We start from the raw sequence: 19,096 nt of genomic DNA, 5'->3' as shown, positions 1-19,096 counted from the left end.
GGAATTAATAAATAATATGGAAGTTCTTAAGGACTTGAAAGATATGGATGTAGCAGCACTGAGGAAATTAACAATCCCTAAATTGCAAACAATAGCAAAAGCACTTAAGGTTGAAGGTATAAGCAATCTCCGGAAAGAAGAACTTATATATAAGATAATGGAATCACAGACAAAAAGAGAAGGACTTTTGTTTGCTGAAGGGGTCTTAGAAATACTTCCTGATGGATTTGGATTTTTGAGGTCTCCAAATTACAACTATCTACCAGGACCTGATGATATATATGTCTCCCCGTCTCAGATTAAAAAATTCTCTTTGAAAACAGGAGATACAATCGCGGGACAGGTAAGACCACCAAAAGACAACGAAAAATATTTTGCTCTGTTAAAAGTTGAAAACGTAAATGGTGACCCACCTGAAAGTATTCAATCAAGAATACCATTTGAAGAACTTACTCCTATCCACCCCAACCAGCGACTCTTACTGGAGACAACTTCAGAAGAGATAACCACAAGGGTAATAGACCTTGTTACCCCCATAGGCAAAGGACAGAGAGGACTGATTGTATCACCACCACGAGCAGGAAAAACAGTTATCCTTCAAAAACTTGCAAATTCAATAGCAAAAAATCATCCTGAGGTATATCTTATTGTATTACTTGTAGCGGAAAGACCGGAAGAGGTTACAGAGATGAGACGAATCGTGAAAGGTGAAGTAATAAGTGCAACATTTGACGAATCACCTGAGAGACATACACAGGTAGCAGAAATAGTAATGGAAAAAGCAAAACGTCTTGTAGAACATAAAAAAGATGTTGTAATTCTACTTGACAGTATCACACGACTTGCAAGGGCTTATAATGTTCTCGTCCCTCACACAGGAAAAATTATGTCAGGCGGTCTTGAATCCACTGCTCTTGATAAACCCAAAAGGTTCTTTGGAGCAGCAAGAAACATTGAGGAAGGAGGAAGTTTAACAGTTATTGGAACAGCACTTATAGATACAGGGAGTAAGATGGATGATGTTATTTTTGAAGAGTTCAAAGGAACAGGAAATATGGAGATTAATCTTGACAGAAAACTTGCTGACAGGAGAATCTTTCCAGCAATAGATATTAACCGGTCTGGTACACGAAGAGAAGAACTCCTCGTAAATCCGGATGAACTACAACTTATGTGGCTTTTAAGAAAAGTTCTTGCTCCATTAAATCCCATAGAGGCGATGGAACTGCTAATAGCGAGGATGAAGAGTGCAAAATCCAATATAGAACTTCTCCTCAATATCAAAGCACAGACCCAGTAATATAAAGTAGCAAAAGGGAAAAACTGGTTTTAACTATTCAATAAGTATTCTAATATTCATATGTTCCAGGCAATATATATAGCAAGTTTTTTAATGACGTGCAGCGGTAATCTTCTTACCATAGCACTTACATTGTTTCTATCTAAAGAAAAAAATTGTGGACCTTTAATCATAGGACTTGTTGGATTCACTATAAATTTTATATACACTATTTCCACTTTATTACTTGCACGTTATCCTCTGAAAAATAAAATTTTTATATATGCACCTCTGATTATAGGGATAAATTATTTTCTATTATTCTTTTCTCCTCTACCCCTTATTTTCATATTTTTGTTCATAGGAGGTACTTTTCTCGGACTTTTCTGGCCATCGGTTCAGAGATGTTTTGCTGATACTAAAGATGATATTAAAATAGGCATATTTAATCTCTCCTGGTCTGCAGGAGTAATATGCGGTACATTCTTATCAGGATTTATATACGGTTTAAATCCTCACCTGCCAGCATTTATTATAATACTTTTGGAAATACTGGCTTTTTTTATCCTTATAAAAAACAGGAGCACATTATCTTTTCACACAATAAACTCTCCTTCATCTAAAATAACAGAAGTCCAGGTATTACCTATAAAAATTATAAAAAAAGTTAGATTAGTCCACTTTCTACACTTCTTTGCATCAGGTGCAGTATTCTTCCTGTATCCTAAACTTGGACTTATGAAAGGATTTAATCCCCAGTTTATTGGAATAACTATAGGAATGTTATTTGTTAGCAGGTTTATTACATTTTCCCTGCTTATGGATAAATCCCTTATATTATATCCGGCAAACTATATTCTTGTATGTATATTTCTTTTTATCAGCTGCATTACAATAGGACTTAGCAATCATCCTTTTATAATACTTTCATCTGTTATTATCATGGGTATTGCAGGAGCTTTTTCATACCATAACAGTTTGCATATGCATATAAAATATAACCTTAAAACTGAGATACATGAAGGTATAATAGGGGCTGGCGCATTCGTAGGGTCTATTACTGCAGGACTACTGGGCGAGTTCATAAATCTTCCTATGGCTTATGTAATAATTGGCTCTCTTATTCTTATTACTGGACTGTATATTCATAGATACTGATTTTTCTTTTTATTTTTATACACTTTTATACAACATATACCTTTGTCAACATCTATAAACCTTATTCTGTAGTTAAATCCATATTTCTCTATAATTCTTCTGTACAGGATATCACAGTGTTCACAGTAATAAGGATATTTTTCAACATTTCTTCTATTCATAATCCCTACAGAAGGACATTTCTTTATATATATCCCAAATCTATCTCTACCTACTTCCATACAGTACTCTGCTTTCTCTTCTGTAAGTGTATGTGTCCAGTACTCCGCCATACCTGCAATTCCTTTTTCCTTCACAAGTGTATCAAGGTTTGTCAGAAAATTGTCAGAGATATAAATCCAGAAGTCCACCACTGCCTTCTTTCCATACTTTTTATGAAGAAATTTGAAAAGTTCGTTATAGGCGAGGATAAACTCTGTACAGGAAATCATTCTATCTCTCCTTGAATTTCTGAATACACCTGCATTTATTTTGTTCTGAAACTACCTCTGAAACAAACCCTGTCTCTTCTGCAATTACTCTATTTATCACCCTGCACTGAATACAAAAATCACTGTAAATAGAATATCCTGCTTTTCTTATGTATGATATCGCAGGACATTCTGTAACTTTCAAAACCACCTCATTGCTTTTCCTTTCTATTTTAAATTTCGCTCCTTCAAGTGAAAAGATAGCATTCCAGTACTTTTCTATTGGATGAAGCCCTTCTTTTTTAATTTTCTTTATAAGGTCTCTATACATATTCCTGCCACAAACTTCCAGAAACTCTTCTAATGTCTTCTTCCCGAACCTTTTTTTAAGATATTCAAAACCGGTACTTAACGCACCATGAAAATCCTTGTGTATCTGTTCTCTTTCCATAGATTATTTTTCTATATATTCAGGAAATACCTCTTTCCATTCTTTATAAAATGTTCTTTCTTCCTCTTCAGTAAGTGTTTCCTTCATAGGACTTCTTCCATAACCAGCATCAATTCCTCTGAACTTCAGCGCTGTCTTCCATGAGGCAATACAATCACCATATTTTTTTAATAGCGAGACAGCAACTGTAATCTTTTTCTGCAACTCCATCGCCCTTTTTATATCACATCCCTTAAAACTTTTATATATATCTACAAAAATTTCAGGTAATACATTCTGCGTGGAACCGATACAGCCAGAAACACCCATAGTAAGCGCAGGTAAAAACATCTCATCAGGACCTGAAAATGCAATCCATCTACCCTTTGCTTTTATTAAAATATCCTGAAGTGTATAAAAATCATAGTTTGTATATTTCAACCCTTTGATATTCTCTATCTCTAAAAGTTTCAGGAATTTATCAACAGGGATAGTAACACCTGTGGTTGCAGGAATGTAATAGATAAAAAATGGTAATGAGATACTTTCTGCCGTTCTTTTGTAATACTCATAAATCTCATTGAAGTTAAACTTATAATAAATAGGTGGGATAGAACTTATCCCATCTGCTCTTATCATCTCTGCATGTTTTGCAAGTTCAACTGCATTTTTTGTATTTAGAGCACCTCCCACATGGACAATTATCCTCACCCTATCCCCTGCCTCTTCCTTTACTATCTCTGCTACCTTCTTCCTCTCCTCTATATCCATTGAAAGTCCTTCTCCTGTTCCACCGCATACATACAGTCCATTTATCCCTTTTGAAATAAGAAACCTTACAAGTCCTTTCAACCGCTTTTCACAGACATTCCCTTTCTCATTAAAAGGGGTTAAAAGTGCTGCATAGATACCGTAAAATTTGTTTTCCATATATTCTCCCTTTCATTTTACTGAAAGTCCTCCATCCATCATAATATTTTCGCCTGTGATATATGAACTTGCTTCTGAAGCAAGGAACACAACTACACCTTTAATATCCTCAGTGTTTGCCATCCTCCCTAAAAATGTCTTTTTATTGTATCTCTCAACAAACTCTGGATGCTGATTGGCAAAAAACCCACCAGGGGATATACAGTTCACCCTTATATTATAAGGACCAAGAAGAGAAGCATAATACCTTGTAATATTTATAATACCTGCCCTGTGGAAGAAATAGTCAGGTGGTGGAACTCCCATATCAGTCCCTTCATAAAGATAAGGGTCAACACCGAGCACACCATATATGGATGAGATATTTATTATCACCCCTGACCTCTGCTTTTTCATCTCCTCTGCAATGATTCTTGTTATATTCACAACACCTACCGCATTGACCTTCATTGAAAGTTCAAAGTCCTCTATTGGTCCATCCGGTCCCTTCATAGGTCTTAAAACAGCATTATTTACGAGAATGTCTATCCTGCCCTGTTCAGTAATTACTCTCTCCTTAAGCCGAATTATACTTTCTGTATCTGCCTGGTCCAGTTCTCCACCTGAAACATTATAACCCTTCTTTTTTAACTCCTCCGCCAGTTTATTACAATTATCCACATTCCTTGATACAATGTAAACATACGCACCTGCTTCTGCCAGCCCCTCAACAATACACCTGCCATAGAGCCCTGCACCACCTGTTACTATTGCTACCTTATCCTTTAATGAAAACTTTTCCAGAATACCCATCTATCCCACCTCCATCTCTTTCAGTTCCACTTTTCTTTTCTCTTTTCTTGATATTATCCCTGCTATGATCACCTTTATTATTTCTATTGTTTCTTCATATGGATAGGGATATCTTCTTTCATCAATAAACCTCACAAATGTCTCCATCTGTTTTTTAAACATATAAAACGTGTGTGTATCTTTTATAGTATAGGTGTTTTCGGGAGTGAAAATATCATATCCGGTAATTTTAGAATTATAAATGTTTTCAATGACTGCCTTCCTTTCATCGTTATACTCAATATACACCACATTTATATTGCCATCTCCCAAGTTTATAACACTCTTAATCCCTGCTCCGAGGATTTTATATAACCCTTCCATTGCATGCACTCCATATCTCTCCCAGGACTTATTCATTATACACCTTACAAACTCTATCTTTTCATTATTTTTCTTCCAAAAGTCCTCTATATCCTTTGAATATCTATAACTTGATGAGGAAAGTATGGGACTGCCTTCCTTGAAATATCTTATAAACTCCTTCAGATCATCTATATTGTCCGTAAGTGGTTTGTCTATAAAAACAGGGATACCCTCCTCAATAAATGGCTTTGCAAGTTTAAGGTGGGTGGAACCTATATCGGTCGTTATAACAACACCATCCACCTTACCTATCACATCTTCAGGTCTATCCACAACCTCATTTATATATGTTGTCTCTGCCACATATTCAGCATATTTTTTATCTTCAGTCCATACATAATACACATAGGCATCTTTTATCCCTAAATTTTCAGGTGGCTCTTTTGAAAGATATTCAGGGATTACAGGATAACCACACTTTTCCATCTTTTCCTTATCATATCTTCCGTTTATAATAGCACTCCAGGAAAATATGTGCCCATTCCCTTCATTTGTTCCTATAAATGCCAATTTCTTCATTTTCTTTTTTTATGTAAGCCGTCTGAAACCCTGCTCTGCAACAGGACCTTTCAACATTTTTCTTATCCTGCCCTTCTCCATTCCTTTTTTTATCACATTAAATACTTCCTTTACAGCACAGAGATACCTATCAACCTCTTTTTCTTTATGACTGTAAGAGACATATACACTTTCCCGTGCAAGAAAGCCCCTTTCCAGCATCTCCTGTGTAAAAAGTGTCATCAGTTCTCTTGAATTCTCATACTCAAAAGAAAATTTTGGAAGTGGTGGTATACCTGATACATTTATCTTCACTCCTGTTTCTTCTGATACTACCCTCCAGCCATCCATTATCTTCTTCCCTATCTTTATAAGGTGTGATGGTACATCCTTTTCCTTCATCTTCTTTATCGTTGCAATTGTTGCAGCAGGTCCTATCCTTTCAGTCCAGTATGTACTGCTTATAAAACTTTCCTCTGCCTTCTCCATCACCTCTGACCTACCCACAATAACTGCCATAGGATAACCATTACTTATTGCCTTACCATAAACAACTATATCAGGTATTACATTAAAAATTTTATATGCACCACCTAACCTCATCCTGAACCCGCTCGTTATCTCATCAAATATAAGGACTGCCTTATATCTATCCGCAATCTCCCTTACCTTTTGTATAAATCCATCTTCTGGATAATAATTTCTGATTGGCTCCATCACTATCACACCTATATCATTATTACTCTCCATTATCCTTTCCAGTTCTTCTATCTTATTATATGTAAACGGGAAAGCAGTTCCTAAAAGAGCCCGCGGAACACCGAGCGGTTTCAGTCCTGGTAGAAGATGGCCATCAAGGGCTTTATCTTCTGAGAGGTTTGCGGAAAGATACCAGTCATGCCAGCCGTGATAACCACAGAATGCAACCTTATCCTTACCTGAAAAGGCACGGGCAATCCTCACAGCGACAGCCATCGCCTCACCACCTGTTCTGACATACCTTACCTTACCAGCCCACGGTTCCATCTTTAAAAGTATCTCTGCAAGTTCCACCTCCTCTGGACTATTTAAGGTGCTCATATTTCCACTGTCTATTACCTTTTTTACTGCCCTGTTAACATCAGGGTCTGAATAACCGAGGATACAACTACCAACACCCATAATGGTAAAATCAAATAACTTATTTCCATCAAGGTCCCAGACCTCTATACCTTTTGCCTTCTTAAAATAAGAGGGCCACTGCTCTGGAAGAAAAAGGTCAGCATTTTTTGATAATAGTTGTGTTCCCATAGGGATAAGTTTTTTTGCTTTTTCCCACAATTTCTGCCCCTTTTTACAATTCATACTTCACCTCCACCACTCTCTTTTGAGAGATACTTTCCTCTATCGCAACGATTATATCAATTATTTTTTCTCCATAGCGAATGTATAGGGATACTTCTTTTCACTAAGATACTGTAGGCACCCTATACTTTTTATCCTCATTGAACCAAGTTAAATTACAAGGATTCTCCCTTCTTATTCTCTTTGAAAATTTTGTCTGAAAAATACTTTATAAGTTCCCCTTTTAGTTCATCTTTCAATGGTGATTGGAAATTACTTATCATTTCCTCAACCTTATTGTGTGCCTTTTCCAGCATTGATTTCCCTTCCGCTTCGCCAAAAAGTTCATTATAAAAAAACTCACCACTGCGAAGGTTTTTGAGTGTAAGGACATCTGTTAAAAAATTTCCACCAGGACCTGTATTTTTTATACTTTCCATTGCCTCCTGAAAGTCATCAAACTTTATACCTTCTGTCAGATATTTTGCAACCTCAAACCAGGTAGTTTGTATTACCATCATCTCTGCTGACATACCCATCGCATTATAACAGGAACCAATACCACTTAATATACTGGCTCCAGAGAGATAAGCGGATAACATAAAAAGGACTCCCTCTGCACCACTCTGCCCATCAAACCGATATACCATAGACCCACCACATTCTACTCCATATGGTAGATTGTATCTCTTTGCCAGCCTTTTCCATTCCACATGTCCATCCACAAATAAAATATTCGCTCCTCCGTTATGATACTTTCCTGGAAGCTTACAATCACCTGCTGGAAATGAAAAACAACTCTATCGCCCTTTTTCATTTATCTTCCTTCTTTCTGCCTCCTTATTTTCTTCAATCTGTTTTTCCTTCCTCTCATCAGATTTATTTTTTCCTATCTATACTCCAATACAAACCCGATAACCCAAAATTTTACTTATACAGTCCTCAACTGCCCAGAAAACAACTAAAAATTCTTTGTTATCTTTTACAGGAAAGATAGATGGTTGTCCGAATTTAAGTGACTTACCCATATCCTTCAACCCTTTTATCTCTCTACCTTCAGTATTTCCCCATATCTTTTTACTGAAAATTACATTCCACGAATCTTTAAATTCAACAATATTTAAGTATAAACCAACATCTTTTTCTCTAAAACAGTGGATTGATAAAAGCAGATTTTTATCAAGATGGAGAAGATTTGATGCCTGTCCAAATATCCCGGTATCTATAGGTTCTGACCAACTAAAACCATTATCATAAGAAACCACTATGTGATTTGTAAGATTCCTTTTGTTTTTTTCATCATAAAGCCATAACATTACCAAAACCCTTCCATCATCCATCTGGCAGAGCCGTGACTCATATGCAACAATATCTCTGGAAGAGAAAAAGATTGTATTATCATCCCAAGACATTCCATTATCTTTGCTTCTCAAGATAACACCTATCTTCCCTGATGGATACTTTCCTTCCCAGTCAGGAAAAGAAGTCCCTGAAGCAATGATATCTCCGTCTTTCAATTGGATACAGGGACCTGAAATTTCAAAAAGACCCGGTCTACTTAAAGGAATTGTTTCAGGAAGAGTCCAACTCTTTCCTCTGTTATAAGAAAAAGAAACGACATTTACCCCTTTGGGTAGTCCACCTGTCTTTAAGTTGATAAAAACTTCAGGATTATCTCTGTAAAACCCATAACCAATAGCGATAATAGAATTATTATCAAGAAGGGTGGGTTTCAATGTACAGGGACCCATATTGTTAAATGTATCTTTAAATATAGCCCCCTCAAAATTCCAGGTTTTTCCTTCATCTGTTGAACGTGAGATACATATCCGGCTATTCATTGATTCAAATGCCTCACCTATGCTAAACAAAGCAATAATATCTCCTTCACTTATTTTTGTAAGTCCTGGGAAATAGGCATGCCGACTTACAAGATTGGGTATGGGATTTTCAAAAATAACTACCTTTTCTTTTATCTCAATCATTGATTATCTCTATCCTGTATCTGTAATAGTCAGAAAGCAGCCAGCGGTTGTCTTCATGCCCTCTCTCAGCATATCTTGTCAAAAACAATACCACATCTCCATTCTCCCTATCCTGATATATCCTGAAATTAGAAAGTTGTAGTTGTGGTGGTTCTCCTGCCTGCCGCCTGTCTATCACCTTTATCGTATCCCTCTTTATTACAAATAGTTCCTCTTCTATCTCTGCTATTACAAGTGGTGTCCTCGGCCAGTTCCCATTCGGACGCACCCCTTCTATACATAAATTCCCTATCCAGTACACCCTGCCATCCTTTATTGACCTGAAGACAACTGAACCTGTAGAACTTGACTCTATCGGTTCTCCTTTATCACATCCCAACGGAATTGCCTCTGTCCATGTTTCACAACCATCATAAGAAAAACTTACCCATTTATATCCGGGCTTCTCTGGATACATACTGTTATCTCCCCTAAGTATCATAGCAAAACTTCCATCCTTCCTCTCTATCACTGTCGGCTCATAAAACCCTTCGGATGTCTTTTCTAAATCAGGATAAAGCGGACTACTTAATTTCCAATCTATAATACTATTCTCTCTATAATCACCGAGGATATGAACAATTATTCCTGTAGGATTCCAACACCCTTTACAATGAACTATCTTACCATCCTTATCTATATAATAACTCTGGGCAGGAAATACAATCCTTCCTTTAGATGTCTTTATAGGTCTACAGAAACTTACCGCTATCCCACCGGGTATATCAAAATTAAGCGGTATCTCTCCACTCCATCTATTCTTCTTCGGGTCATACTCTTCATATACAACTGACCAGGGCAGGTCAACATCTAAACTATCTTCTGGATATAACTTTTTGTCTGTTATTGTTATCAACTTCTCTGTATCAGGGTCAAAAAGTCCTGCGGATTCTGCATATCTTATCTTTCCTTCAGGTGTAATTATACTCTTATAATGTAAGACCGGCTCTGTCCATGTCCTTCCATTGTCATAACTGATTATATCTGTGAAATCATCATATCCATCTGAGTAGTCCTCCCTGCTATACCTGTGAATTAAAGTCGGCTTCTCATTGGAAATATAGCTAATAAAACAAGGCATTATAGGTCTACCCTTCTCATCATAACCTAAAAACTTCTCTCTCTTTACCCTTATCTCCATCCTGTAACTCCAGTAAACATTTTTACTTCACCTGCATTAAAACTGTAGTTAATATCCTTTGACTGTCTACTAATGCTACTTAATATTTTTCTCTTTTACATCAGATCCTTTCATCAAATTCTTTATTATATTATCCCTTGCCCACAAAATATGGTTTTTTACAAACCCTTCTGCTATATCTGGATTACCTGTAGTAATCGCCTTTATTATCTTTGTATGAGAATAAGGATTTATATCATATCCCTTGTAATAAAATTTGTTTTTCTTATATATCTTTACTTTAAATACTTTGGTGAAAAGATTTAATCTCTTCACCATAGAAATCAGATATCTGTTATTTGAAAATTCTATTATCTTTGTATGGAATAACCTGTCCAATTCCTCCACCTTTCTCATATCATGTTTTTCCCCTGCCATATGAAACATTTTTACCCATTCTTTTAATTCTCTTATATCTTTTTCTGTTACATTCTTTATACCTTCCCTTATAGCAAATCCTTCCAGCAACGCTCGCAAATCATACATCTCCTTTATCTCCTTTTCATTGAACTTCTTAAATGTAATGCCTGCCTTCCTCTTTGTCTGTATAATTCCTTCATGTTCAAGATGCTTCAATACCTCCCTTACAGGGGTTCTGCTTACCTTAAAATAGGAAGCAATCGCTTCCTCTGTTATCCCTTTATTATCTCCACTGTTCATCAAATATTCTATGATTTTTTCTCTTAATTCTTTCGTCTTTGTCTTCATTTTTTGTATGCATATTATACCACACAGAAATTTTTGTCAACTGTTCATACGGATAGGGGTATAGATAACACTTTAAACCATTTCCCTCTCCTTTGAGTGAAGAGGACAAAGGTGAGGATGAGACCTCTCCTTTATTCTCACCCCCACCAGCACCTCTACCATAAGGGAAGAAATCCTAACCTTATTACTTCTGCTAACTTATCTATAACGATATTTACCTATGTATCTCAAATTCTGCAGGGGTTTATAAAACTGACATATAGAGAAATTAAAATTAAGATGGAAGGAACTGAATATTCAGATGAAATTAACTGGATAACCAAAGATATAAGTTTCATATCCAGAAATTTTAAAAATATGAGAGGCCCTTAAATAGATATTATTTTCAAGTTGATATGGATTCTTTGAAATGACAAATAGTTATTATTAATATACAGCAATAAACTTAATCTTTATATGTACTCTCTAAATGAATAATTCCTTTAGAGAGTTAAAATCTATAACCAAACTTTTTCCCGAACTCTAATGTATCCTCATATGATGTAATTCCAGCAGTAGCACCTATGGCAGTGGCTGCCTTTGCTCCTACAAGATTTGCTAAAAGTCCACACTTCTCAAAAGAAAAACCTTTCACTATTCCTGTGATAAATCCAGCAACATAAGCATCTCCACAACCAGTAGTATCCACAACATCAAACTTTAATGGATGAAACCTATATTTTTCTTTTTCATTGCATATAAAAGAACCATCCCCTCCCATTTTAAGTCCAACATTTTTTACACCTTTATCCATCAGGAACTTTGCAATATCCTCCGGAGTCGTCTGTCCTGTCAGCATCTTTGCTTCCTCAATGCTCGGTAAAAAATAGTCAGTATATTGTAATGCATCTTCAATAAGTTCAAGCCACTTACCTGTTGCATCCCATGCGGTATCAAGGGATGTGATAAGCCCCATTTTTTTTGCCCTTTTTAATGTTTCAGCCAGTGGCTTACCATCAAATCCTGGCATAAGAAGTGCTCCCGCAATATGGATAATAGGGAAATTACTTATATATTCAAAATCAATCTCTTCAAGATGCAAATCACTGTTTGCCCCTATTGAATGGATAAATGACCTCTCACCATCAGAATGAACAATAACCATAGAACCAGAGGTATTCTTAATCTTGCTTGTTTTTATTTGTGATACATCTACTCCTTCATCTTTAAGTTTACTTATTAAAAACCTTCCTAAATTATCATCCCCCACATTACCAGAAATGCTTACACTTATACCTAATTTTGAAAGGACAATCCCTGTATTTGCAGCACATCCCCCAATATGTAATTCCACTTTATCTATAAGCACAAGTTTCCCTTTTTCCGGTATATCTTTTACTGGTCTACCGAGGAAATCCCCTACAATAAGTCCGAAACAAAACACTTTGTTCTCCATAATATATCTCCCTATTTTCAATATTATAGAATAGATATTTAAAAACATCAATCTGCTGATAGATACATCTCTGTATTAAATTTTCAATTCACATCATGCTTTTCTGCAAATCTTTATTGTCCTAAAATCTCCTTATAATTTATAATGTAATAAATAAGGGAGCCCTTTTATATATTTCTTTTAATCATTTTTTCAAAAAGACATATTTTTCAAAAGAGAAGAAACGGTAAACTATAAACCTTTTATAGTATATATGTGTCTAACAAAAGAGAATGGTTAAGGAAGATGTGTGTTAAAACAGATGTTAAAAGATAAAATTCATAGATTTTTCTCAAACTGGTATAGAAAGAAAAAGGAAAAAAGAATCATTTTTGTAACATATTTATCAATTTTACTCTGCTCTATTTATTTTACGATAAAAAATCCTCTATTATTGGTAAGAATTATTTCTATTGATGACTATAAAGTTTTTAATCAGGGACCTGACCAACAAATGAAAATACAGGTCAAAAATAAAGTATTTGACTATAAATTTCCTGTAATACTGAACAAACATGAACTTACCTTTTTGAATATTGATGTTGAAAAAAATACTTCCACCTTTGTAAAAGTAATAAATATATGTAAAAGTGTCAGAAACAGTTTAAAATTTGGAGATGATAAAGTTCACTACTATTACTGGGAACCTCATTTAATTCTAAAGGATATGAAGAGATATAGATTTTTATGTGATGGGTATGCACGACTGGCTGCTTCCATAGCACAGTCCTATGGTATTCCTTCAAGAGTTTTATGGCTAAAAGGGCATGTAACATCTGAATTTTATATTTCTGAATTTGACAAATGGGTACTTATAGACCCCAGCTTTGGACTTTATTTTTCTTCAAACAATATCCCTCTATCAACTACTGAAGTAATCCATGCCTACGAAAATAACCATCCACCTGAAATTTCCTTTTTCAATAATAAAACTGATGAAGAACCCATCCCTTCCATTACAAAACTTACGTCAGCATTAACTAATAGATTTACATTTGTTTTTTCAGGTGAAAACACACAAAAAGGGATTAGATATACTATATTAAAAGAGAAACATTTACCACTGGGTTTACAATATAAAGAAAAAGAAGGATGTAACTTAGAAATATGCAGTAAAATCACTCAAATCTGTCTAATACTTGAATTTTTAGGACTCCTTATTTTCCTATTAATTTAAGTCATATTTAATACATATTTCCAAATTCATTTCAGAAAGACTAGAGGAATACCGGATTATTGCATAAAGGATAAAGAATAAGGTATACTATCTATCTCTCGGAGGGTTAGCCTAACTGGTAAGGCAGCGGATTTGAAATCCGCCGTCCCTCGCGGGACATGGGGGTTCGAGTCCCTCACCCTCCGCTTCTTGGTATATTCCGGGCACATCCTTAACACAATATTCCGAGCACATAGTTTACAGTTTATGGGGTATATTCCACTCATTAAGTGAAATTTCATTACAGAAAACCCGTAGTTATATTAATTACATCTTGTTCCTTAAATTACCTAAAATGTACCCTATAACTTATATTTTTCATCACACAGGGAACTGTTGTAAGGAGCACGACGGGACGGACATTTTTCTCTCGGGCATAGCATGCAGCTTTCAAATGTTATCTCTGCAGGAAAGATAATCCCTGATACGGATTTTGAAGGAATCATGAGAAAACTATCTGTAAGTATAACTCCTGCTGTATTTTCTACATCCCCGATAGTTTCAAAAAGTTTTCTCTGTTGCTGGATAGGCCAGTCATTAAGAGAACCAGGTGCCATCTTTGAAAATTTCGGGATTTTATATGTATCTTTTATATAATCAAAGAAAAAATTTATTGTAGAACGTAAAATTAATTCTTTTACGTAGTCGGTTATATAACTAAAAAATGGGTCTGTATATTTTTTTGACCAATTATCAAGTTCTCTTCCACAGGTTATTACATATAAAAATACTCTTTCTGCATCTTCAAGATTTACTCTCAATACTCTACTCTGAAACTCTATACCATTAATAACCACACTACTCTCTGTTTTTTTATCAATATATCCGATTTTATATACTGCCTTTGGAATAGCAATCTCTTCTGCTTCTCTTAACATATTTTTTAAGATAGAAAATTCATTACTGTTAGGGAAAATCTTAAACTTTTGCGCTATATCTTCTAAAACAAACCGAAAGGGAATACAGGAGAGTAAAAATAGTCCATCTTTAGAAGTTATTATTAGTTTATCCATTTTATATGTCAAGTGAGATTAAAGGAAAGAAACTATTTTTTTTGCTACCTCTTCCTTTTTTATCTTTTTGTACTCTATAACTTGTCCCTCTTTAGATATGAAAATAACCTTTGATGGTTTCCCCTCTCCGAAAAATTCAGGTGTATTTGCTACAATTAAATCAAGTTTCTTTTCCTTCAGTTTCTTTTCAGCATTTTTTATAATATCTTCTGTCTCAAGTGCGAACCCAATTATCTTATGTTTATCTCCCTTTATCTTCGCCACTTCTTTTAGTATATCAGAATTAGGAATAAGTTTAAGAGACCAATCCTTTTTTTGCTTTATTTTTTCTTTTGACTTTTTTGCAGGTCTCCAGTCACTTACAGCAGAAGACATAATAAGAACATCTACTTGTGGTAAATATTTCAAGACCGATTTTCTCATCTCTTCCGCTGTTTCAACTTTTATACATTTAATCCCTGAGGGTATTTCCAGATATACAGGACCACTTATGAGGATAACCTCATAGCCATTTCTTACACACTCTTCTGCTATAAGATATCCCATCTTCCCTGTTGAAGGATTACTTATAAATCTCACAGGGTCAATATATTCCCTCGTGGGTCCTGCTGTAATAAGAACTTTCATTGTTGATTTTTTGTAAGCCATTCAAGTTCTGCGTCTATAAATCCATCTATCTCGCCATCCATCACTGATTCAACATTACCTACCTCAAAACCTGTTCTGTGGTCTTTCACAAGTGTATATGGACAGAATATATACGACCTTATCTGACTGCCCCATTCTATCTTTTTTTGCTTTCCACGCATCTCTGCTTCTGCCTTTTGCTGTTCTTCAAGTTGTTTCTGATAGAGACGGCTTTTTAAAAGTTTCATTGCAAGTTCTCTGTTTTTAAACTGACTACGCTCTGTCTGACACTGAACAATAATACCTGTAGGTATATGTTTCAAACGTACCGCTGTAGAAACCTTATTGACATTCTGACCGCCAGGTCCACCTGACCTGAATGTCTCCATCTCTATATCTTCCTCCTTTATTTCAATGTTAATATCCTTAGAAATCTCAGGTAATACTGTTACAGCAGCAAAACTCGTATGCCTTCTTTTATTTGCATCAAAAGGAGAAATTCTTACGAGACGATGAACACCGCTTTCACCTTTAAGGTATCCATATGCATAAGGACCTGATATTATAGCTGTAAGGTGTTTTATACCTGCCTCTTCACCCGGTAAAAAATCCACCACTTCTACGTCAAAACCTTTTTTGGTAGCCCACTTTGAATACAATCGCCATAGCATACTTGTCCAATCACATGCTTCTGTTCCACCTGCACCTGCGTGAAGTTCCACTATTGCATTCTTTGTATCCTCTTCTGAATTCCAGATAAGTGTCTTTTTTATTTTAGCAACACTATTTTCTATATCCTCAATCTCTTTAATCCCTTCTTTTTCTATCTCCTCATCATATTGATGAGAAAGGAGTTCTATAATAGTTTTGAGGTTATCTATCTTTCTGTCTATCTCCATAACAGATGAAACTCTTTCGTTAAGAAGGTTCCACCTGTCCATTTTATCCCTTTCAATCCTCGGATCCCAGAATCCCTTTTTCGCTCTTTCTTCCTCAAGCAATAAAAACTCTTTATGTAGAGATGGAATATCAAATTTATTTTTTATCCCTTCCCATATCTCCACTATTTCCTTATACTTATCTCTCATCTGGTTTATCTCTATACTCATTTATTATCCTCCAGACCGCTTCCATCAGTTCTTTAAGTCCTTCTCCAGTAAGAGCAGAAATAAAATAGATATCGCTGAATTTTTCTTTTAAAATTTTTATATTCTCCTTTGATACATCAAGGTCAATTTTATTACCTGCAATAACCTCTGGTTTTTCACTCAAATTCTTGCTGTATCTTTCAATCTCCTCCCTTATATTATAATATCTTTTCATCGCATCTGGAACTGATAGGTCAATAATGTGTATCAGTACCTTTGTCCTTTCTATATGCCTCAAAAATTTATGCCCCAGCCCTTTACCTTCAGATGCACCCTCTATAATACCCGGGATATCTGCTATTACAAAACTCCTGAATTCACCGAGATTCACTACACCTAAATGGGGCTCAAGTGTGGTAAAGGGATAGTCAGCAATCTTTGGCCTTGCCGAAGAGACCTTTGATATAAGCGTTGACTTACCAGCATTGGGATATCCTATAATTCCTGCATCTGCAAGAAGTTTTAATTCAAGTTTTAGATATTTTTCTTCTCCTTTTTCACCTGGTGTTGCCTTCCTCGGTGCCTGATTTGTAGACGACTTAAAGGAGGCATTGCCCCTTCCTCCTTTACCACCTTTAGCCACAATATATTCCATACCATCCTGTGAAAGGTCAATCAGAAAAATCTCTTTATCATCCTTTATTTCAGATATTATTGTACCAACAGGAACAGGAACTACAAGGTCTTCCCCTGATTTTCCTTCCCTGTTATTTCCCTCTCCATTCCTCCCTTTTTCCGCTTTAAAGTGCTGTCTGTAATGAAAATCAATAAGTGTACGGATATCCTTTTTTGCCCTGAATATCACATCACCACCCTTACCACCATTGCCTCCCGAAGGACCTCCTTTGGGGATGTACTTTTCTCTTCGGAAAGCAACACAACCATCTCCACCATCACCTGCCTTTACCCATATCTTTGCTTCATCAATAAATTTAGCCATTCCTTATACCCTTACTCCTTAATTTTCTATGATAGGCAATAGCAAACCTGTGCGCTTCATCACGTATTGACTGAAGAAGATGCATCTCTGGCAATGTCTTATCTAAATGAAGGGGTTTTTTAAATCCCTTAATGTATATATCTTCCTCCCGTTTTGCCAGTGATATAACAGGAATATTAATATTCATTTGCTCCAGAACCTTCAATGCGGTATTAAGCTGCGCTTTTCCTCCATCTATAAGGATAAGAGAAGGCATTTCTTTTCTCTCTTCTGGAGTATCAAATCTTCTCGTAAGAACTTCTTCCAGCATCTTACAATCATCAATTCCTTTAACTGTCTTTATTCTATATCTCCTGTAATTTTCTTTATCAGGAACTCCCCCCTTAAAAGAGACCTTACATCCAGTTGCAGAATCACCCTGAATATTTGAGATATCGTAACCCTCTATGTGATATGGAAGATTCTCAAGATGCAATATCTCCTTTAGCCGGAGTAAGACATTGCTTTCCCCATAAGAAAAAAGTGCCTTTTCATCCCTTAAGGGAAATCTTTTCTTCATCTCATCAAGCATAAAAATACGCCTTTTTATCTCTTCTGCTTTCTCAAACTCAAGTTTTTCTATTGCCTGTTTCATCTCTCGCTTCAATTTTTTAATAAAGTCCTGATAGTTTCCTTCAAAAAATGACTTTATTCCCTCTATAAGTTTCTTATATTCTCCTTCTGATATCTTTCCCTCACATGGTCCTGAACATCTTCTTATATAATACTGGGTACATAACCTTATCTTTTTCTTCTCCAGATTATACCTGCAATTTCTTACAGGATAATACCTCCTTATAAACTTAAGTATACTTTTTAAAAGTTCAACCTTTGTAAATGGTCCAAAATATCTGGATACACCATCATTTTCTTCTCTGACAATCTTAATAGATGGAAATTTCTCTTCTGTAATCTTCACATATGGATAACTTTTATCATCCTTAAGGTTTACGTTATATTTGGGGTGATATTTTTTTATAAGATTATCTTCAAGGATAAGTGCCTCTGCTTCTGATGCCACAGGAATAAATTCAAAATCATATATATTTGAAATCAGGGAAATGTTTTTAGGACTGGTATCTGTCCTGTAAAAATATGATGTAATCCTTTTTCTCAAAGAGACCGCCTTCCCCACATATATTACCTCTCCTCCCTTATCTTTCATCAAATACACACCAGGGATATCAGGGACATCAGCCAGTTTTTTCTGTATCCTCTTTCTTTTCTCCATCTGTTTTATGGGTGGCTCTCTCCTTTTCTAACTCATCAACATAGTTTAACTGCAATTCAGTAATAGTAGCATTAAGGATTCGCTCTTCATCCTTTGTAAGGTTCCCTTTTGTTTTCTCTCTCAACATCTCCATTATATCTATTATTTGCTTTGCGAGTGTAAGGTTTTTTTCTGTCTTGCCTGTTACAGGATTTGCAACCTTACCCAGTGCCTGCCAACCCCAGTCAGCAAAAAATGAAACAATAAAGACAAAAAGTCCCTCTTCCATTTT

21 protein-coding genes, 1 tRNA gene and 1 pseudogene are annotated in these 19,096 nt (G+C 35.6%); 5 read left to right on the top strand and 18 right to left on the bottom strand.

What is annotated here, in order from left to right; translation table 11 throughout:
- Positions 1 to 43 precede the first annotated feature (43 nt).
- Both rho and N3D17_04650 read left to right on the top strand, forming a co-directional pair.
- Entirely contained in the window at positions 44 to 1,300 is a 1,257-nt protein-coding gene (gene rho / locus N3D17_04655) for a transcription termination factor Rho (protein ID MCX8082666.1), read from the top strand.
- 60 nt (positions 1,301 to 1,360) lie between these two features.
- Entirely contained in the window at positions 1,361 to 2,437 is a 1,077-nt protein-coding gene (locus N3D17_04650) for an MFS transporter (protein ID MCX8082665.1), read from the top strand.
- On the opposite strand, the gene N3D17_04645 is transcribed toward N3D17_04650, so the two are convergent.
- The 11 genes and pseudogenes from N3D17_04645 to N3D17_04595 all read right to left on the bottom strand — a co-directional run bounded on the left by N3D17_04645 (position 2,425) and on the right by N3D17_04595 (position 11,137).
- On the bottom strand, positions 2,425 to 2,868 hold the full coding sequence (locus tag N3D17_04645; protein MCX8082664.1) for a hypothetical protein: 444 nt from the start codon (positions 2,866 to 2,868) through the stop codon (positions 2,425 to 2,427). The genes N3D17_04650 and N3D17_04645 overlap by 13 nt on opposite strands.
- Position 2,869: 1 nt before the next feature.
- On the bottom strand, positions 2,870 to 3,298 hold the full coding sequence (locus N3D17_04640; GenBank protein MCX8082663.1) for a hypothetical protein: 429 nt from the start codon (positions 3,296 to 3,298) through the stop codon (positions 2,870 to 2,872).
- A 3-nt stretch (positions 3,299 to 3,301) separates the two neighbouring features.
- Complete coding sequence (locus N3D17_04635) at positions 3,302 to 4,207, bottom strand: dihydrodipicolinate synthase family protein (protein MCX8082662.1); 906 nt, start codon at positions 4,205 to 4,207, stop codon at positions 3,302 to 3,304.
- 12 nt (positions 4,208 to 4,219) lie between these two features.
- Positions 4,220 to 4,999, bottom strand: coding sequence for an SDR family oxidoreductase (locus N3D17_04630; protein ID MCX8082661.1), 780 nt, complete (start codon positions 4,997 to 4,999; stop codon positions 4,220 to 4,222).
- Positions 5,000 to 5,923, bottom strand: coding sequence for a Gfo/Idh/MocA family oxidoreductase (locus N3D17_04625; GenBank protein ID MCX8082660.1), 924 nt, complete (start codon positions 5,921 to 5,923; stop codon positions 5,000 to 5,002).
- A gap of 9 nt (positions 5,924 to 5,932) precedes the next feature.
- The gene (locus tag N3D17_04620; protein MCX8082659.1) at positions 5,933 to 7,246 is read right to left on the bottom strand and encodes an aminotransferase class III-fold pyridoxal phosphate-dependent enzyme; all 1,314 of its coding nucleotides are present in this window, start codon (positions 7,244 to 7,246) and stop codon (positions 5,933 to 5,935) included.
- 155 nt (positions 7,247 to 7,401) lie between these two features.
- Entirely contained in the window at positions 7,402 to 7,938 is a 537-nt protein-coding gene (locus N3D17_04615; protein MCX8082658.1) for a trimethylamine methyltransferase family protein, read from the bottom strand.
- A pseudogene (locus N3D17_04610) lies at positions 7,933 to 7,980 on the bottom strand (hypothetical protein). The gene N3D17_04615 and the pseudogene N3D17_04610 overlap by 6 nt, the downstream one beginning before the upstream one ends.
- 138 nt (positions 7,981 to 8,118) lie before the next feature.
- Entirely contained in the window at positions 8,119 to 9,210 is a 1,092-nt protein-coding gene (locus N3D17_04605; GenBank protein MCX8082657.1) for a glycoside hydrolase, read from the bottom strand.
- Positions 9,203 to 10,390 (bottom strand): glycoside hydrolase, encoded by a 1,188-nt coding sequence (locus N3D17_04600; GenBank protein ID MCX8082656.1) that lies wholly within the window; start codon positions 10,388 to 10,390, stop codon positions 9,203 to 9,205. Before N3D17_04600 ends, N3D17_04605 begins: the two co-directional genes overlap by 8 nt.
- A 75-nt stretch (positions 10,391 to 10,465) precedes the next feature.
- Entirely contained in the window at positions 10,466 to 11,137 is a 672-nt protein-coding gene (locus tag N3D17_04595) for a GntR family transcriptional regulator (GenBank protein ID MCX8082655.1), read from the bottom strand.
- Between the two features lie 111 nt (positions 11,138 to 11,248).
- On the opposite strand from N3D17_04595, the gene N3D17_04590 reads away from it, so the two are divergent.
- On the top strand, positions 11,249 to 11,509 hold the full coding sequence (locus tag N3D17_04590) for a hypothetical protein (protein MCX8082654.1): 261 nt from the start codon (positions 11,249 to 11,251) through the stop codon (positions 11,507 to 11,509).
- A 118-nt stretch (positions 11,510 to 11,627) separates the two neighbouring features.
- On the opposite strand, the gene N3D17_04585 is transcribed toward N3D17_04590, so the two are convergent.
- Positions 11,628 to 12,572, bottom strand: coding sequence for a sugar kinase (locus tag N3D17_04585; GenBank protein ID MCX8082653.1), 945 nt, complete (start codon positions 12,570 to 12,572; stop codon positions 11,628 to 11,630).
- A 289-nt stretch (positions 12,573 to 12,861) separates the two neighbouring features.
- Between N3D17_04585 and N3D17_04580 the strand changes: the two genes are divergently transcribed.
- Together N3D17_04580 and N3D17_04575 are read left to right on the top strand one after the other, a co-directional pair.
- Positions 12,862 to 13,788, top strand: a complete 927-nt coding sequence (locus tag N3D17_04580) for a transglutaminase domain-containing protein (protein MCX8082652.1) — start codon at positions 12,862 to 12,864, stop codon at positions 13,786 to 13,788.
- 100 nt (positions 13,789 to 13,888) lie between these two features.
- Positions 13,889 to 13,973: transfer RNA gene (locus N3D17_04575), tRNA-Ser, on the top strand.
- Between the two features lie 156 nt (positions 13,974 to 14,129).
- Here the strand turns inward: N3D17_04575 and N3D17_04570 are convergent.
- The 6 genes from N3D17_04570 to N3D17_04545 are packed head-to-tail and all read right to left on the bottom strand — an operon-like array spanning position 14,130 to position 19,093.
- Positions 14,130 to 14,840, bottom strand: coding sequence for a vitamin B12 dependent methionine synthase (locus tag N3D17_04570; GenBank protein MCX8082651.1), 711 nt, complete (start codon positions 14,838 to 14,840; stop codon positions 14,130 to 14,132).
- A gap of 18 nt (positions 14,841 to 14,858) precedes the next feature.
- Positions 14,859 to 15,488: a hypothetical protein gene (locus tag N3D17_04565; protein ID MCX8082650.1), complete on the bottom strand. Its 630-nt coding sequence runs from the start codon at positions 15,486 to 15,488 to the stop codon at positions 14,859 to 14,861.
- Positions 15,464 to 16,570, bottom strand: coding sequence for a peptide chain release factor 2 (gene prfB / locus N3D17_04560; protein ID MCX8082649.1), 1,107 nt, complete (start codon positions 16,568 to 16,570; stop codon positions 15,464 to 15,466). The genes N3D17_04565 and prfB overlap by 25 nt, the downstream gene beginning before the upstream one ends.
- The gene (obgE, locus tag N3D17_04555; protein MCX8082648.1) at positions 16,545 to 17,555 is read right to left on the bottom strand and encodes a GTPase ObgE; all 1,011 of its coding nucleotides are present in this window, start codon (positions 17,553 to 17,555) and stop codon (positions 16,545 to 16,547) included. Before obgE ends, prfB begins: the two co-directional genes overlap by 26 nt.
- Complete coding sequence (locus N3D17_04550) at positions 17,548 to 18,825, bottom strand: excinuclease ABC subunit UvrC (protein MCX8082647.1); 1,278 nt, start codon at positions 18,823 to 18,825, stop codon at positions 17,548 to 17,550. The genes obgE and N3D17_04550 overlap by 8 nt, the downstream gene beginning before the upstream one ends.
- Complete coding sequence (locus N3D17_04545; protein ID MCX8082646.1) at positions 18,788 to 19,093, bottom strand: DUF1844 domain-containing protein; 306 nt, start codon at positions 19,091 to 19,093, stop codon at positions 18,788 to 18,790. Before N3D17_04545 ends, N3D17_04550 begins: the two co-directional genes overlap by 38 nt.
- Positions 19,094 to 19,096: the final 3 nt, after the last annotated feature.

Source organism: bacterium (assembly GCA_026414725.1).
Classification (GTDB): domain Bacteria; phylum Ratteibacteria; class UBA8468; order B48-G9; family JAFGKM01; genus JAAYXZ01.
Note: the sequence above shows the minus strand (reverse complement) of the source record. Positions and strands in the feature narration are given on the sequence as shown.

Excerpts from the sequence above, each read along its gene's own strand:
- N3D17_04630 (MCX8082661.1), bottom strand. The coding sequence starts at position 4,999 with ATGGGTATTCTGGAAAAGTTTTCATTAAAGGATAAGGTAGCAATAGTA.
- N3D17_04545 (MCX8082646.1), bottom strand. The coding sequence starts at position 19,093 with ATGGAAGAGGGACTTTTTGTCTTTATTGTTTCATTTTTTGCTGACTGG.
- N3D17_04570 (MCX8082651.1), bottom strand. The coding sequence starts at position 14,840 with ATGGATAAACTAATAATAACTTCTAAAGATGGACTATTTTTACTCTCC.
- N3D17_04635 (MCX8082662.1), bottom strand. The coding sequence starts at position 4,207 with ATGGAAAACAAATTTTACGGTATCTATGCAGCACTTTTAACCCCTTTT.
- N3D17_04595 (MCX8082655.1), bottom strand. The coding sequence starts at position 11,137 with ATGAAGACAAAGACGAAAGAATTAAGAGAAAAAATCATAGAATATTTG.
- N3D17_04550 (MCX8082647.1), bottom strand. The coding sequence starts at position 18,825 with ATGGAGAAAAGAAAGAGGATACAGAAAAAACTGGCTGATGTCCCTGAT.
- N3D17_04650 (MCX8082665.1), top strand. The coding sequence starts at position 1,361 with ATGTTCCAGGCAATATATATAGCAAGTTTTTTAATGACGTGCAGCGGT.
- N3D17_04600 (MCX8082656.1), bottom strand. The coding sequence starts at position 10,390 with ATGGAGATAAGGGTAAAGAGAGAGAAGTTTTTAGGTTATGATGAGAAG.
- rho (MCX8082666.1), top strand. The coding sequence starts at position 44 with ATGGATGTAGCAGCACTGAGGAAATTAACAATCCCTAAATTGCAAACA.
- N3D17_04565 (MCX8082650.1), bottom strand. The coding sequence starts at position 15,488 with ATGGCTTACAAAAAATCAACAATGAAAGTTCTTATTACAGCAGGACCC.
- N3D17_04585 (MCX8082653.1), bottom strand. The coding sequence starts at position 12,572 with ATGGAGAACAAAGTGTTTTGTTTCGGACTTATTGTAGGGGATTTCCTC.
- N3D17_04605 (MCX8082657.1), bottom strand. The coding sequence starts at position 9,210 with ATGATTGAGATAAAAGAAAAGGTAGTTATTTTTGAAAATCCCATACCC.
- N3D17_04625 (MCX8082660.1), bottom strand. The coding sequence starts at position 5,923 with ATGAAGAAATTGGCATTTATAGGAACAAATGAAGGGAATGGGCACATA.
- N3D17_04640 (MCX8082663.1), bottom strand. The coding sequence starts at position 3,298 with ATGGAAAGAGAACAGATACACAAGGATTTTCATGGTGCGTTAAGTACC.
- N3D17_04645 (MCX8082664.1), bottom strand. The coding sequence starts at position 2,868 with ATGATTTCCTGTACAGAGTTTATCCTCGCCTATAACGAACTTTTCAAA.
- N3D17_04620 (MCX8082659.1), bottom strand. The coding sequence starts at position 7,246 with ATGAATTGTAAAAAGGGGCAGAAATTGTGGGAAAAAGCAAAAAAACTT.
- obgE (MCX8082648.1), bottom strand. The coding sequence starts at position 17,555 with ATGGCTAAATTTATTGATGAAGCAAAGATATGGGTAAAGGCAGGTGAT.